This is a genomic window from Nocardia terrae, from assembly GCF_009760405.1.
Classification (GTDB): domain Bacteria; phylum Actinomycetota; class Actinomycetes; order Mycobacteriales; family Mycobacteriaceae; genus Nocardia; species Nocardia terrae.
This window is the reverse complement of sequence record NZ_WRPP01000014.1, coordinates 1-15154: the sequence shown is the minus strand read 5'-3', so window position 1 is coordinate 15154 and position 15154 is coordinate 1. Positions and strand designations below refer to the sequence as shown.

Here is a 15154-nt window from a genome sequence, read left to right as displayed (position 1 = left end):
TCGGCAACAATGAGGGCATGAGCGGTGTTGGAGAGGGCGTGACGGATCAGTACCTGTGGCTCGAAGAGGTCGAGAGCGAGCGGGCCCTGGCATGGGCGGAAGAGCGCAATGCGGTGGCGAAGGAGAAATTCGCCGCCTCGGAGCGCTTCCGCGAGCTCGAGGCCCGCGTGCTCGCCATGCTCGACACCGACACCCGCATCGCCTACCCGGGACGACGCGGGTCCTGGCTCTACAACTATTGGCGCGACCGCGACCACCCGAAGGGCCTGTGGCGGCGCACCACTTTTCCCGAGTACGCCAAGGACGATCCGGAGTGGGAGATCCTCATCGATCTCGACGCACTGGCCGCGGCCGAGGGCGAGAACTGGGTGTGGGGCAGCGCGGCGGTGCTGCGACCCGAGCAGCGCCGGGCGCTGATCAGCCTTTCGCGCGGCGGCGCGGACGCCAAGGTGGTTCGCGAATTCGATATCGAGGCAAAGACTTTCATCGCCCCGGAGGACGGCGGCTTCTATTTGCCCGAGGCCAAGTCCGACTTCGCCTGGATCGATGACGACACCCTTTACGTCGGAACCGATTTCGGTGAGGGCTCGCTCACCGACTCCGGCTATCCGCGGGTGGTGAAGCGCTGGCATCGCGGAACCCCGCTGGAGGCAGCGGAATTCGTCTATGAGGGCGAGGTCACCGATGTGGCCGTCTCCGCGGGCTACGACCGCACCCCGGGCTACGAGCGGCATTTCCTCGGACGCGCCACCGACTTCTTCAACGAGGAGGTCTACCTCCTCGAATCCGACGGCACGCTGCGCTTCATCGACGTGCCCAGCGACGCCTCCGAATCCTGGTACAAGGAGCTGCTGCTGGTGCGCCTGAAGTCCCCCTGGGAGGTGAACGGCACCACCTATCCGGCGGGTTCGCTGCTGGCCACGAACTTCGAGGAATTCCTCTCCGGCGCACGCGATTTCGAGGCCCTGTTCACCCCCGACGCGCACACCGCGCTGCACGGCTACGGCTGGACCGAGAACCACCTGCTGCTGATCACCCTCGAGGACGTGCAGACCAAGCTGCACGTGCTCACCCCCGGCCCCGACGGCTGGACCCGCGAGCCGCTGGCCGATTCCCCGCGCATGGCCACCACCAGCGTCATGAACCTCGACCGGCTCGAGGGCGGCGACGAATTCATGCTGTCCACCAGTGGTTTCACCCGCCCCACCACGCTGATGGCGGGTTCGGTCGGCGGTCCCATCGAGGTGCTCAAGAAGGAGCCGGAGTTCTTCGACGCCGACGGCGTGGAGACCGAGCAGTTCTTCGCACGCTCCGACGACGGCACCGAGATCCCGTATTTCGTGATCCGCCACCGCGATCGCAAGGGCACGCCCGGCCCGACCGTCATGTCCGGGTACGGCGGCTTCGAAGTCTCGCGCACCCCGGGCTATTTCGGCGCGGTCGGCATGGGCTGGATCGAGCGCGGCGGCACCTACGTCATGACCAATATCCGCGGCGGCGGCGAGTACGGCCCGGAATGGCACACCTCGGTGCTGAAGGCCAACCGCCACAAGGCCTATGAGGATTTCGCGGCGGTGGCGCGGGACCTGGTCGCGCGCGGCATCACCACGCCCGCGCAGCTGGGTGCGGTCGGCGGCAGCAATGGCGGCCTGCTCATGGGCGTCATGCTCACCCGCTACCCGGAGCTGTTCGGGGCCATCGTGTGCCAGGTGCCGCTGCTGGACATGAAGCGCTATCACCTGCTGCTGGCGGGCGCGTCCTGGATCGCCGAGTACGGCGACCCGGACAAGCCCGAGGAGTGGGAGTTCATCTCGAAGTACTCGCCCTACCAGAACACCAGCGCGGACCGGCGGTACCCGCCGATCCTGCTCACCACCTCCACCCGCGACGATCGCGTGCACCCCGGGCATGCCCGGAAGATGGCCGCGCTCTTGGAATCCGAGGGCCACGACGTCTGGTACTACGAGAACATCGAGGGTGGCCACGGCGGCGCGGCCGACAACAAGCAGTCCGCCTTCCAGGCCGCGCTCATCTACGAGTTCTTCGCCCACCAGCTCATGGGTGGGTGAGGCTCAGCCGATGATCGCCGCCAGCCCGTAGCCGATGGCGATGGAGGCGACCAGGGTGACCAGACCGGGACGCATGAACGAGTGGTTGAGCACGTACTTGCCGAAGTGGGTCGTCCCGCTCAGGTCGAAGTTCACCGCGGCGATGCTGGTCGGATAGACGGGCAGGATGAACAGCGCGGCCACCGCCGGCAGCATCGCCACCAGCTGTGCCGACGGAATGCCCAGGGCCATGCCCAGCGGCATCATCGTCTTGGTGGTCGCGGCCTGACTCAGGATCAGCGCCGCGACCACGGTCACGATGATCGCGAAGGTCCACGGGTAGTCCTTGGCGACATCGCCGAGTTTGTCGACGATCAGCGTCTTGTTGGCCTCGACGAAAGAGTCACCGAGCCAAGCCAATCCGAACACGCCGACCAGCGCGACCAGACCCGCCTTGGCGACCGGCATGCCGGGCACGCTCGCCGCGTTCACCTTGCACAGCACCATGATCACCGCCGCCGTGGCCAGCATGAGCACCTCGATGGCATAGGGCATGGCCAGCGCGTCGACCTTGCCGTCGGCGCCGTGCACATCCGGTCGCAGGCTCGGGAACGCGCCCGAGATGACAATGGCGATCACGCCGAGCAGGAAGATGCCCGCCGACCAGGAGGCGCGCGGCGGCAGCGGTGGCCGGTCGGCGTGGGTCGGGTCGATGGGCGGGATCTCCCCCGCCGCGAGCCGGCGCTGATACTCGGGGTCGTCGTCGAGGTCCTTGCCGAGCTTGATCACCGACAGCGCGCCGACCATGGAACCGATGAGCGTGGACGGCACGGTGATCGCCAGGATCTTGACGATGGACCAGCCGTCCGGCCCGAAGATGACCACCGAGGCGGCCGTGGAGGCCGAGACCGGGCTGGCCACGATGGCGATCTGATTGGCGATGGTGGCGATGGAGATCGGCCGCTCGGGCCGGATTCCGCCTTCGCGCGCCACCTCGTGGATGACCGGGAGCAGCGGGTAGAGCAGGTGCCCGGTGCCCGCGCCGACGGTGAAGGCGTAGGTCACCAAGGGCGCGACGAAGGTGATCCGCTTGGGGTTGCTGCGAATTATCCGTTCGGCGATTCGGACCATGTAGTCGACGCCGCCCGCCGCTTCCATGGTCGCCGCGGCCACCACCACCGAGAGAATGATCAGCAGGACGTCCACCGGCGGCACGGTCGGCTCGACCCCGAAGATGGTCGCCAGCGCAAAGACGCCGATGCCGCCCCAGACGCCGAGCCCGATGCCGCCGACTCGGGATCCGATCATGATGATGGCGAGCATGACCGCGAGCTCGAGCAGCATCTTGACCATCGTCGACCCGCCAATCGGCTAGTAGGTTGGGGTGGCACCGGGCATGCTGTTACCGCGTCGCTCTTGAAAGATATCCGGACCATTCGGAAAGATAGCGGTTTGTTTGCCAGTGTTGGGTTTCCCTTTCTGACGAGGAGTCGACGTGGGCCAGCTGGACGACCTGATCAAGATCACCGCTTCCGCTACCGGGCTTGATCCGGACGATGTCCGGGCCTTCACCGCCACCGCCGAGCGACGCGAGTTCCCCGCCGGCGCCATCCTTTTCCACGAATCCACGCCCCGCGAATGGGCGGGCATCGTCGTGGAGGGCGAGGTCAAGATCAGTTCCGGGCTCACCGGCCACGAGACCGAACTGGCCCGCCTCGGTCCCGGCAGCCTGGTCTCGGAGATCGCGTTGATCGACGACACCCCGCACACCGCCACCGGCCACACGCCCAAGGGCGCGGTCGTGCTCACCGTCCCCCGCAAGACCCTGCAGGAGATGGCGGTTCTGCACCCGGATCGCTACTACCGCATGGTCTCTCGCGTCGCACAGCTCATCGCGCATCGCATGCGCAGCGTCTCCGAGCAGCTGTCGGCCGCGATCACCGCGCAGCAACAACTGGGCGGCATCCGCACCGAGCACGATTCGCTCGGCGCCCGCGAGATACCCGCCGAGGCGTACTACGGCGTCCAGACGCTGCGCGCGCTCGAGAACTTCCAGATCTCGGGCATCAAGCTGCGCAAGTTCGGGCACCTGGTGCACGCGCTGGCCTACGTGAAAAAGGCCGCGGCCCTCGCGAACGCGGAGCTCGGTTCGATCACCCAGGCCAAGGCCGACGCCATCATCGGCGCCTGCGACGAGATCATGGAGGGCAAGCTCCGCGAGGACTTCGTGGTCGACATGGTCCAGGGCGGCGCGGGCACCTCGACCAATATGAACGCCAACGAGGTCATCGCCAACCGCGGCCTCGAACTCCTGGGGCATCAGAAGGGCGAGTACCAGTACCTGCACCCCAACGACGACGTGAACTGCTCGCAGTCCACCAATGACGTCTACCCCACCTCGGTGAAGCTCGGCGTCTACCTGTCCCTGCAGGACGCGATCGCCGCCCTGGCCGAACTGCAGAATGCGTTGAAGGCCAAGGCCGTCGAGTTCGGCGACGTCATCAAGATGGGCCGCACCCAGCTGCAGGACGCCGTCCCCATGACCCTGGGCCAGGAGTTCGCCGCGTACGCGGTCATGATCGGCGAGGCCATCGCGCACCTGAAGCGCATCTCCCAGGACCTGCTCGCCATGAACATGGGCGCGACCGCCATCGGCACCGGCATCACCTCACCGCCCGGTTACGCCGAACTGGTCTCCAAGAAGCTGGCCGAGATCACCGGACTGCCCATCTGCCAGGCCGAGAACCTGGTCGAGGCCACCCAGGACTCCGGCGATTTCGTCGCCATCTCCGCGACGCTCAAGCGGGCCGCGGTGCAGCTGTCCAAGATCTGCAACGACCTGCGGCTGCTGTCCTCCGGACCGCGGGCGGGCCTCGGCGAGATCAATCTGCCCGCCATGCAACCGGGTTCGTCGATCATGCCCGGCAAGGTCAACCCGGTCATCCCGGAAGTGGTGTCGCAGGTCTGTTTCCAGCTCATCGGCTACGACATGACCGTCACCATGGCCGCCGAGGCCAGCCAGCTCGAGCTGAACATGGCCGAGCCGATCATGGCCTACGACCTCATGATGGGCACCATGATGCTGCGCAACGCGGCCATCACCCTCACCAGCCGCTGCATCACCGGCATCACCGCCAACCGCGAGCACTGCCGGGATCTGGTGAACCACAGCATCGGCCTGGTCACCGCCCTGGTGCCCAAACTCGGCTACGAGCAGTCCGCGGCCATCGCCAAGAAGGCGTTGAAGACCGGTGAAAGCGTCTACGACCTGGTGCTCCAGGACAGCGCCATGACCAAGGACGAGCTCGACGAGCTGCTGAGCCCGGACAAGATGACCGCGCCCCGTTCCCGGGCGATCTGAGGCGAATCAGCGGTCCCGCAGCCACTTTTCGACGTAGTCGAGGGTGGAGCCGGGATCGCTGATCCACCCGTTGTGCCCCAGCGGGTCCGGGTTGTGCCAGGTGGTGATGTCGGCGTTGGGCAGCTTCGCCAGCAGCTGCCGCGCCGAGTTCTGCGGCGTCAGTTCGTCGCCGCGCAGCGTGATCGACAGCACCGGCAGCTTCAGCCGCCCGATGCGCTCCTCGTAGTCGATATCGGCTCCGGCGGGCTCGAATCGGCCCGTGCGGGCCAAACGCGCCCAGTCGGCGATCAGCACCTTGGATTGGCGTCCGAAGCCGCCCGCGGTGATCGTGTCGCCCGGCCAGAAACCCGCGAGCGGTGCGGTCAGCGAGAGCGCGGCGCTGCCGAGCGCGGCCAGACCCGAATAGCCGCGCCGGTGCGGTGTTCCGGACGCCACCAGGATCAGGCCACCGAGCCGCCCGCGGATCCGCGCGGCGTACATGACGCCGAGCTGCCCGCCCATGCTGTGGCCGAGCAGATACGGGGTGCTGTCCGGAAACCGTTCGCGGACAGCCTCGAACATGGCGGGGAAGTCCACGGCGACCAGTTCCTGATAGCCGAATTGACTGGACGCTCCGGGTTTCGGCCTACTGTCGCCGTTTCCGCGGATCTCCAGGAGGGCCACGTCGAAACCCCGAGCCGCCAAGGGCTTCCCGAACAGCGAATAGAACTCGCCCGGAACCCCCAGTCCCGGCACGATCACCACGACCGGCCTCGGCGTGTCGGCCGTAATCGGATGCCGATGCGGGCCTTTCGCCGGAATCATCCGCACCGGCACCATTGTCCCGTCGGGCATCTGGATAGGCACGGTCTCCATCCGCCGCACGCTACCCGTAAAGGTCGCGCCCGTCCGCTAGGCAGCGGACGGGCGCGAAGTGGAATTGGACGGGGGAGGGGGTGTTTCGAGCCTCAGGCGCTGACCGCACCCATGATGACGCGGCGCAGCACGCGGATGACGTCGTCGAGCGGCTGGCGCGGTTCCGAACCGCTCCAGGCGTCCACCACGTAGTTCACCGCGCCGATGATGGCCAGCACGCGCATTTCGTAGTCACCGGGCGGGATTTCGCCGTGCAGGGCGGCATCCTCGGCGGCGCTGGCCAGCAGCGCGCCCCAGGCACGGCGCAGTTCCAGGCGGAACTTCTCCACCTTGGGCCCCGCGCCGACGACTTCGACGAGTGCGACTCTGGCCTTGCGCGGATCGCGCCCAATGGACTCGATATAGGCGCGGACGGCGGCGTCGATGATGTCGATGGCGCTGGCGTCGGAGTGCTCGGCGATGGTGGCCGCCACGGCCTCCCGGGATTCGCGATCGATCTGCTCGTAGAGCTCGAGCAGCAGCGATTCGCGCCCGGTGAACTCCTCGTAGAACTGCCTCGAGGAGAGGCCGGCGTCCTTGCAAATGGCCCCGACGGAACTATTGGCATATCCGTCGCGCGCGAACACCGTGAGCCCGGACTCCAGAAAACGCGCACGACGCTGCCGCTGCCGGTCTTCTACGGGCTGCCCGGCGTACATTCTTCCCGCGTTCGTTTCCTGTGACATTGCGCCAGACAATACCGAAGGGCCCGATCCCCTCGTCATGGATCGGGCCCTTCGTTTGTACCTTCGACTTACCGCGCGATAGCCGAAAGTTGGCTCAGTGCCTTCGGGTAATGCGGCGCACCCGGGACGGAGGGTATAGGCAGGGGAACCGTCCCGGGTTCGGTACGCGCGTCCGGGGGGAGACTCGCGGCCCGATGTCGCATTGACCCGAAAGTCACTGATCGTTTGCCGTTCCACACGATACAGAGCAGGCGAACTGGACGGAATACTTTTCGAGGAGTTTTTTAGGTTTTATTTGGCGTGTCGCGGTGACATGCTGCAAGAAGGGCCCGATCCCCTCGTCGAGGATCGGGCCCTTCGTCATCGAATCGGCTTCCGCGCAGTAGCCGAAAGGTGGCGCATGCGCGGCTACTTGGCGGAAAGACTCGCGGAGCCGGTCCGCAACAGCTTGATGATGCTCTGAACCAGAACATCCGAAAGGAGGTTCGCCATAGTGGTGCTCCGATCCAACAGATTGCCAGTGCCGTCACTGGCCGTTTGCCATCGGGACGATACCGACCAAGCGCCCAAGCAGGGAAGTTTTCGGATGAACTCTCTAGAACTTTTTCCAGAGACCGCTAGATTTCACTCGCCTCGGCCGGGACCTCCGGCTCGCCCAGGGTGAGCATGAGACGGTTGGCCCACGAGAACGAGGCCGCGGACAACACCAGGTCGTGCAGCTCCACCTCACTGAAACCCAGCTCGCGCAGGCGCTTCACCTCGTCCAGGCCCGCCCGGGGCGGATTGGCGGCCAGCGCGTCCACGAAATCGATGATCGCGTCCCACCGTTCGTCGATCCGCACCTCGTTGCCTTCGTCCAGCAACCGCTGGACATCGTCGGCGCGCTTGGACAACGCCGAAGTGAAACGAGAATGAACAGAGGCACAGTATTCGCAGCCGTTGTGCCGCGAGGTAACGGTCGCCGCGAGTTCGCGCTCAGCTCGGGTCAGCCCCTCCCGGCCGTAGAAGATCTCTTTGTCATTGGCGCTGCGATGCGCGAGGACCGCGGCGTTGCGTGCCAATAGCCGGAAATAGGGCCCGACGCCGCGGTCCCCTCGAGCAGCGGCCGCTGCGACTCGTCGGCGTCGGCCAGCTCGATCGGCTCCACCCAGGGCACCCAGTCCAGCCGCTCCCGGGTGAATCCCGCGGGCCGACGGAAGGTTTCGACGCTGCGCACCTCACCGGTGGCCTGCTCACTCATGTTCCGCTCCGATCAATTCGAGCCCAGCCAGCAGCCGGACCTGGAAGTGCACGAATCCGATGAGCTGCGCCACCGTCACGATGTCGCGCTCGGACAGGCCGACGGCCGCCAGCGCGTCGATATCCGCGCGGGTGATCGACGCCGGCGCGGTGGTGACGCGAGCCGCGTGCCGCAGGATGGCGGCCAGCACCGGATCGCCTTCCGCGGGAACGGTTCCCAGCGACGCGTAGTGCGTAGCGAGTGCGGGCGCACCGGCCAACTCGGCCACCGCGACCGCCGCGGCGATCACCCGTTCGCGTCCGATGGCCTCGGTGGCGGGACCGTCGAGGAGGGCGTCGTACACGCCCTGGGTGTGCGCGACCACCGCCGGGCGTGTCTCCCGCAGCGCCCGCACTGCTTCCGCGCCCTCCCCGAGCACGGCGGCGATGACGTCATCCAGCGCCCCGGATTCGGTCGCCTCCGCCCCGGACTCCGCAGGATCCGCCGGTCCAGCGGCGACGACAGACTCCGCCGCGGCGGCAAGCGATCCAGCGGGGGCCGTCGATTCGGTCACGGCGGTAGGCGATTCCGCAGGCGCGGCTGCGCTGTCGGCCGAAGGTGCCTGGGTCACGGGTGAATTCCTTCGTCGGCCCGCCAACCCAGTTGCGGCGCAACCTTGGTGGCGATGAGTTCGATGGAGCGCAGGGTGGCGGCATGGCCGGGGTCGACCGGATGCACCTGGACGATGAAATCGGCGGAGTCGCGGAGCGCGGTGTCCGCGGCGAGCTGCTCGGCGACCTCGTCGGGAGTGCCGTAATAGATGTCGCGCAGCACATCGGCCACCGAGTTCGCCACCTCCGGTCCGCCGTTGGTGAAGCCGTATTGCACCAGCTTGCCGCGGTTGTACACCGGCGACGCCGCGATGGAGGCCGGAGAGGAGAAGTCACCCAGCTCGGCGATGATCGACCGGTCGCCCACGAACTTGGTGGCGATCGGCACCGCCTGCTTCGGATCCGACTGCGAATCCTCCCATTTCAGCGCGACCTTCTTGCCGTTGATCCCGCCCGCCGCGTTGATCTCGTCCAGCGCCAGGTCGAAGCCCTGCTGCCAGAGCCGCCCGTACTCAGCCGAACCACCGGTCTTCGGCCCGGAAACACCGAAATACACGGTGTCCGAGTTGCTTCCGGACGAGTCGTTGGAGCAGGCCGAGGCCAGTCCCGCCACCAGCGCCACCGCGGCGACACCCACCGCCCCGACCGAAACCACGTGACCGGGACCAACGGTAGCCATGCCCGATCAGCGCCGACAGCATTCGAATCAGCGTGATGTCAACGGCGGCAACATCCCTCGTCATCCCGGCGTGCTTTTGGCCGGGATCCACAGCTACGGGGGTAGATTCCCGCCAAAAGCACGCGGGAATGACGGAGTCAGCCTGCCAGGTGCGCCATGAGCCAGGCCGGAAACTCGGTCAGGTCCCGCAGCACCACGTTCGCGCCTGCGGCCGCGAGCTCCTCCCCGGTGTACGGACCGGTCGCCACGGCCACCGACACGGCGTCCGCCACCTTCGCGGCGCGCACATCCCCGAGATGGTCGCCGACATAGACCGAGGCCCCGCGCTCCCGCAGCACCTCCCCCTTCTCCTCGGCCCACGCCCCACCGACCAGCTCGTCGACCTCGAGCCCCAGGTGATCCAGATGCAACTGCGCGTGCGGCCCGTTCTTGGCCGTGATCACCAGCACCCGCCCACCGGCCCGATGCACCGCGGCCAACGCGTCGACCACACCGGGCAGATGCTCCGACGCGTGCACCGCCAGATCCGGATACAGCTCCCGGTACATGGCCACGATCCCCGGCACCTCGTGCTCGGGAAACCAGTGCGCCGCCTCGTGCGCCAGCGGCGGTCCCAGCCTCGACACCACCAGCTCGGAATCGATCGGCACCCCGGTCCGCGCGGCCACCGCATCCCACACCGCGGCGATCCCCGGCCGCGAATCGATCAGCGTCATATCCAGGTCGAACCCGACCACCGGCCCGTCCACGGATCCGTTCGAATGATCAACAGCCACGCCCCGACCCTAGCCCCGGGCGAAAATGACGCGACCGCGGCCGGGGACCGGACCTAGGGTCGAATCCATGCGAGATTCCGGAACGCTGTTCTGTGGAGTGGAGTTGGCCGCCCGAATCGAACGGGCGGAGACGGAGCTGATCGCCAAGGGCTGTGGCGCCGCCGCCGCGCGGCTCGGCGCCGAAGCCGGGTTCGTGATTTCGGTCGCGGGCGGGGTGGCGTCCTTCGCCGAGGACGGGTCCCCGTTGAACAAGGTGGCCGGGCTCGGATTCGCGGGCGTGCCCGGCGAGGCGGAACTCGACGAGATCGAGCGACTCTTCGCGGAGCGGAAAACGCCGGTGCAGGCCGAGGTGTCGCAGCTCGGTGATCCCGGTGTGGGCGAACTGCTCACCGCGCGCGGCTACCGGTTGGTGTCGTTCGAGAATGTGCTCGGTCTCGAACTCGGCGGCGAGCGAGCCGCGGTGATCGCCGAGGGAGTCGAGGTGAAACCCAGCGCCGAAGGCGAATTCGATACCTGGCTCGACGTGGTCGCCGAAGGTTTCGCGCATCCCGATGCCCAGGGCATCGCCTCCCACGAAGAGTTCCCGGCCGACATCATCGCCCGCGCCATGCGCGACCTGACCGGCTCGGCGGGAGTGCGGCGCTACCTGGCCCGGCACGACGGCGCGGTCGCGGGCGGGGCGAGCATGCGGATGTCCGATGGCATCGCCCAACTCACAGGCGCGGCAACGCATCCCGCGCATCGGCGGCACGGTGTGCAGTCCTCGCTGCTGTCGGTCCGGCTGGCCGAGGCGAGCGCGGCGGGCTGCGATATCGCCGTCGTCACCACCCAGCCGGGCTCGAAGTCCCAGCAGAACGTGCAGCGGCTGGGCTTCGCGCTGCTCTACACCCGCGCCATTCTGGTCAAGTCCTGATCATTGCGGCAGGCGGTGCGCGGCAATGGGTTTCAGATGCTCGCGCAACATGTCGCCGTCCGCGCCGAAGAGCTGGGCATCGGTGTCGACCGCGATCTGCACCGCCTTGCTGACCAGTTCCCTGCCGGCGGGATCGAGTTCGACGCGCAGGACGCGGGCGTCGGCGGGATCCGGACGGCGGATCAGCAGGCCGCGCTCCTCCAGCCCGCGAATCACCTTGGAGGCCATCATGCGGTCCGAGCCGGACATGTCGGCCACCTGCTGCTGAGTGGGCAGCTCGCCCTGCCGACTCAACCAGCCCGCCGAGGCGAGCAGGTTGAACTGGGTGGGGGTGAGCCCGAGCGGGCGCAGATTGCGTTCCAGCGTGTTCCGCCACTCCAGGGCGGCGTGATGCAGCCAGAAGCCCGGACTCATGAGCGGACCTCGCGGAACGCCCCGCATCGGCGTCGATCCATCGGGCGATTCAGCCACGCCGCAGCGCCTCCTGTTCCAGTGCGGCGAAGGACAGCGGCATGTCCCTGCGCATGCCCTTCTCCCAGATGAGCTTGAACAACGGCCCCATCGGCCCGTGGATCTCCACATTCTTCGCCACCCGAACCGTCCCGTCGCCGAGGTCCTCGAAGGTGTTGTGACCACGGAGCTTCCCGAACGGAATCCCCGCCTCACTGGTCCACGACTTTCCCGGCTCCACGGCCACGATCGTAAACGGCCCGGCGGGAGCCCCCTTCGGCTTGACCCACCCGGTGGTCCCGGGCACGAATTCGCCGTCAATGCGCGCCGCCTCCTCGTGCGGGTCCCACTCGGCCAGACGGTTGGTGTCGGTGGCGACCGCCCAGATCTTGTCGATATCGCCCTTGATCACGGCTGCTTCGGTGAACGAGTACATCATCGCTGTCATCCCCTTCGGAATTTCTGTTGTTGCGACAACAGTAACTGTAGTCGCGACAACAATCAATACCTTGGGGAGAATCCGGTGGCGGCGACTTCCGAGTCGCCGCCACCGAACCTCTTACGGTGCGGGCGCGTAGCCCAGCGGGCGCGTGGTGAACGTGCCCCGGCCCTGCGTCCGGCTGCGCAAACGGGTTGCGTAGCCGAACAATTCGGCCAGCGGGACCGTAGCGGTGACCACCACGACCCCGGTGCGGCTCACCGAACCGGCGACCCGGCCGCGCCGGGCGGCCAGATCACCGAGCACCGCACCGACATAGTCCTCCGGCACCGTGACGGTCAGCTCCACCAGCGGTTCCAGGATCGCCATCACGCTCGCGCGCAGGGCGTCCCGCAGCCCGAGGCGGCCCGCCGTGCGGAACGCCAGGTCCGACGAATCCTTCGAATGCGTCGCACCGTCGGTGAGCGTGACCCGCACGCCGGTGACCGGATGACCCGCGAGCGGGCCCTCGGCCAGAGCGTCCCGGCATCCGGCCTCGACCGCGTGCACGAACTCCGCCGGCACCCGGCCGCCGACCACCGTGGACTCGAACTCGAAACCGGTTGCCCCGGGCTCGGATTCGTTCAACGGCCGCACATCCAGCACGATGTGCGCCCACTGCCCGGCCCCGCCGTCCTGCTTGACGTGCCGGTACACCAGCCCCCGCACGCCGCGCACCACGGTCTCGCGATACGCCACCTGCGGCTTGCCGACCGTCACGCTCAGCCCGCGGTCGCGGCGCAGCTTCTCCACCACGACCTCGAGATGCAGTTCGCCCAGACCGGCCAGCAGCGTCTGCCCGGTCTCCGGATCGGTCCGCACCGTGAGGGACGGGTCCTCATCGGCCAGGCGAGCCAGGGCCAGCGCCAGCTTCTCGGTCTCGGCGCTGGATTTCGCCTCGATCGCCACCGACACCACCGGCTCGGTCGGAACCGGCGGCTCCAGCTGGACCGGGGCGTCCGGCGCGCACAGCGTCGCACCGACCCGGACCGCCTTGGGCCCGACCAGCGCGACGATGTCGCCCGCTATCGCGCGCTCCACCTCCTCGTGCCGGTCCGCCTGCACCCGCAGGATGCGCGCAACCCGCTCACGACGGCCTCCGCTCGCGTCGAACACGGTGTCGCCCTTGGCCAGGACGCCCGAGTAGACACGCACGAAGGTGAGCCGTCCCGTCGGCGTGGCATGCACCTTGAACGCCAACGCGGCGAGCGGTTCGGCCGGATCCGCGCCGCGGCGGTCCTCGCCGTCACCGACCGCGGGGCGGTCCAGCGGCGACGGCAGGTAGGCCACGACGGCATCCAGCAGCGGCTCGATACCGATATCGCGGTAGGCCGCGCCGCACAGCACCGGCACCACCTCGCCGACGAGCGTCAGCTCCCGCAGCGCGGCGGTCAGGGTGTCGGCGGACAGCTCGGAGCGTTCCACGAACTCCTCGAGCGCCGCCGAATGCCGTTCCGCCACCGCCTCTTCCAGCTCGCGCCGGGCATGCGCCACCTCGTCCGCGAGGTATTCGGGCACCGGGCCCTCGACCACGCCGCCGCCCCAGTGCAGGGCCCGCGGGCGGACCAGGTCGACCACGCCGGTAAACGCGTCACCGTCGTACACCGGCAGCTGCACGAGCAGCGGAACCGGGTGCAGCCGTTCACGAATGGAGGCGACCGCGGCCGTCAGGTCGGCCCCGGCGCGATCCATCTTGTTGACGAACGCGATGCGCGGCACGCCGTAGCGGTCGGCCCGCCGCCACACGGATTCGCTCTGCGGCTCGACGCCCGCGACGGCGTCGAAAACCGCTACGGCGCCGTCCAATACCCGCAGGGAACGCTCGACCTCATCGGAGAAGTCGACGTGCCCGGGGGTATCGATGACGGTCAGCCGGTGCTCGTCCCAGCGGCAGCTCACGGCCGCCGCGAAAATGGTGATGCCCCGATCCCGTTCCTGCGGATCGAAATCGGTGACGGTGGTGCCGTCGTGCACCTCGCCGAGCTTGTGGGTGATACCGGTGAGAAACAGCATGCGTTCGGTCACGGTGGTCTTCCCGGCATCCACATGCGCGAGAATTCCGAGGTTGCGAACGACAGCCAGGTCTTGTCGGGAAACATTGGTACGCACGGTCATACGTCCTTCGTGCTGATCTGGGACAGAACAGCGCGATTCCCCGGGACGATCAGGAACGTCCGGGGGTACTCAGTACCGGCCGCGCAGCCGGCACCGAGCCGGCGAAGACACCAGGATCACCTCGAAGCGCGGACGGGCGACGACGGCGGTGCGGTATTCACGCATGACCGGCCCCTTCCTGCTTTCCGAGTTTCGCGGAGCCTCCCGCTCCGCCGAGTGAACGTAACAGTGCAACGCCGGCGTTGTCGCGTGAATTTCCCAGCGGGGCAATCGAGATCAGAACGAGAGGTGACCGAGGTGGATCGCCGCCAGGTTGGCGACGACCAAGACCGGGAAGGCGACGGCCGCGGTCCGGTGCCCCAGCCGCCAGAGCCCGACCGCCGCGCCGCCGAAGACAGCGACCTTGGTGGCCACCGCGGCCGCGGGGATCGAAAAGCTCGCCTGCGGCGCGGCGAACAATCCCCAGACGGTCATGGCCGCGACGGCGGTGCCCACGCCCAGCAGGACTTTCGCCACACGGCCGCGGCCGGTCCGCGCAGCCCAGTAGGCGAGGGCCGCGACGGCGACGAGCTCGAAAACAAAAGCGAGGGTCAGGTTGACGGCGGTCCACGCGCTAAGGATCATTGCTACTCTCCGAGATCAGTGCTCTCATTTTAGAGTACCGATCTCCACCGGAAATGCAAAGGCCCCCAGGGTGAACCGGGGAGCCTTCAGCAGCGCGGACAGGTCGAAGTCGGTGCGCTCGACCGCTGATCACCCTGCCGCTCAGGGGAAGTGCGATATCGAAGACACACGAACGTACCCGTGAAACGCCGAAGGCCCCCAGCTGATGCTGGGGGCCTTCGCGAATGATGTTCCGGCGGTGTCCTACTCTCCCACACCCTGTCGAGTGCAGTACCATCGGCGCAGGTGGCCTTAGCTTCC

At 67.7% G+C, this 15154-nt stretch carries 15 protein-coding genes and 1 pseudogene; 4 read left to right on the top strand and 12 right to left on the bottom strand.

From position 1 onward, the window contains the following. Positions 1–17 precede the first annotated feature (17 nt). Entirely contained in the window at positions 18–2069 is a 2052-nt protein-coding gene (locus GPX89_RS40610) for a prolyl oligopeptidase family serine peptidase (RefSeq protein WP_157393116.1), read from the top strand. 3 nt (positions 2070–2072) lie between these two features. Here the strand turns inward: GPX89_RS40610 and GPX89_RS40605 are convergent, their stop codons facing one another. Next, positions 2073–3392 carry an anaerobic C4-dicarboxylate transporter family protein gene (locus tag GPX89_RS40605; RefSeq protein WP_198347828.1) on the bottom strand — a complete coding sequence of 440 codons (1320 nt, stop codon included), beginning with the start codon at positions 3390–3392 and terminating at the stop codon, positions 2073–2075. A gap of 151 nt (positions 3393–3543) precedes the next feature. Here GPX89_RS40605 and GPX89_RS46410 point away from each other — a divergent pair. Both GPX89_RS46410 and aspA read left to right on the top strand, forming a co-directional pair. Next, a pseudogene (locus tag GPX89_RS46410) lies at positions 3544–3873 on the top strand (cyclic nucleotide-binding domain-containing protein); the annotation flags it as partial. Positions 3874–4002: 129 nt separating this feature from the next. After that, positions 4003–5409, top strand: a complete 1407-nt coding sequence (gene aspA / locus GPX89_RS40600) for an aspartate ammonia-lyase (RefSeq protein WP_456237946.1) — start codon at positions 4003–4005, stop codon at positions 5407–5409. Between the two features lie 6 nt (positions 5410–5415). Here the strand turns inward: aspA and GPX89_RS40595 are convergent, their stop codons facing one another. The 7 genes from GPX89_RS40595 to GPX89_RS40570 all read right to left on the bottom strand — a co-directional run bounded on the left by GPX89_RS40595 (position 5416) and on the right by GPX89_RS40570 (position 10274). Next, the gene (locus GPX89_RS40595; RefSeq protein WP_157393114.1) at positions 5416–6264 is read right to left on the bottom strand and encodes an alpha/beta hydrolase family protein; all 849 of its coding nucleotides are present in this window, start codon (positions 6262–6264) and stop codon (positions 5416–5418) included. 92 nt (positions 6265–6356) lie between these two features. Further along, positions 6357–6989, bottom strand: a complete 633-nt coding sequence (locus tag GPX89_RS40590; protein WP_235949243.1) for a TetR/AcrR family transcriptional regulator — start codon at positions 6987–6989, stop codon at positions 6357–6359. A gap of 617 nt (positions 6990–7606) precedes the next feature. Then, complete coding sequence (locus GPX89_RS40585) at positions 7607–8050, bottom strand: peroxidase-related enzyme (protein WP_235949240.1); 444 nt, start codon at positions 8048–8050, stop codon at positions 7607–7609. Then, complete coding sequence (locus tag GPX89_RS45175) at positions 7975–8229, bottom strand: hypothetical protein (RefSeq protein ID WP_235949238.1); 255 nt, start codon at positions 8227–8229, stop codon at positions 7975–7977. Before GPX89_RS45175 ends, GPX89_RS40585 begins: the two co-directional genes overlap by 76 nt. Continuing rightward, the gene (locus GPX89_RS40580; RefSeq protein ID WP_157393113.1) at positions 8222–8782 is read right to left on the bottom strand and encodes a hypothetical protein; all 561 of its coding nucleotides are present in this window, start codon (positions 8780–8782) and stop codon (positions 8222–8224) included. The genes GPX89_RS45175 and GPX89_RS40580 overlap by 8 nt, the downstream gene beginning before the upstream one ends. Before the next feature lie 53 nt (positions 8783–8835). Continuing rightward, positions 8836–9498, bottom strand: coding sequence for an ABC transporter substrate-binding protein (locus GPX89_RS40575; protein ID WP_157393112.1), 663 nt, complete (start codon positions 9496–9498; stop codon positions 8836–8838). 137 nt (positions 9499–9635) lie between these two features. Beyond that, the gene (locus tag GPX89_RS40570; protein ID WP_328602884.1) at positions 9636–10274 is read right to left on the bottom strand and encodes an HAD family hydrolase; all 639 of its coding nucleotides are present in this window, start codon (positions 10272–10274) and stop codon (positions 9636–9638) included. Positions 10275–10359: 85 nt separating this feature from the next. On the opposite strand from GPX89_RS40570, the gene GPX89_RS40565 reads away from it, so the two are divergent. Continuing rightward, positions 10360–11187 (top strand): GNAT family N-acetyltransferase, encoded by an 828-nt coding sequence (locus GPX89_RS40565; RefSeq protein WP_198347836.1) that lies wholly within the window; start codon positions 10360–10362, stop codon positions 11185–11187. Here GPX89_RS40565 and GPX89_RS40560 read toward each other — a convergent pair whose 3' ends face one another. The 4 genes from GPX89_RS40560 to GPX89_RS40545 form a co-directional block, all read right to left on the bottom strand. After that, complete coding sequence (locus GPX89_RS40560; protein ID WP_157393110.1) at positions 11188–11601, bottom strand: MarR family winged helix-turn-helix transcriptional regulator; 414 nt, start codon at positions 11599–11601, stop codon at positions 11188–11190. Positions 11602–11650: 49 nt separating this feature from the next. Then, the gene (locus GPX89_RS40555) at positions 11651–12085 is read right to left on the bottom strand and encodes an SRPBCC family protein (protein WP_157393109.1); all 435 of its coding nucleotides are present in this window, start codon (positions 12083–12085) and stop codon (positions 11651–11653) included. Between the two features lie 111 nt (positions 12086–12196). Then, positions 12197–14224 carry an elongation factor G gene (gene fusA, locus GPX89_RS40550; RefSeq protein WP_198347825.1) on the bottom strand — a complete coding sequence of 676 codons (2028 nt, stop codon included), beginning with the start codon at positions 14222–14224 and terminating at the stop codon, positions 12197–12199. A gap of 282 nt (positions 14225–14506) precedes the next feature. Beyond that, positions 14507–14854 carry a YrdB family protein gene (locus GPX89_RS40545; RefSeq protein WP_157393107.1) on the bottom strand — a complete coding sequence of 116 codons (348 nt, stop codon included), beginning with the start codon at positions 14852–14854 and terminating at the stop codon, positions 14507–14509. Positions 14855–15154 lie beyond the last annotated feature (300 nt).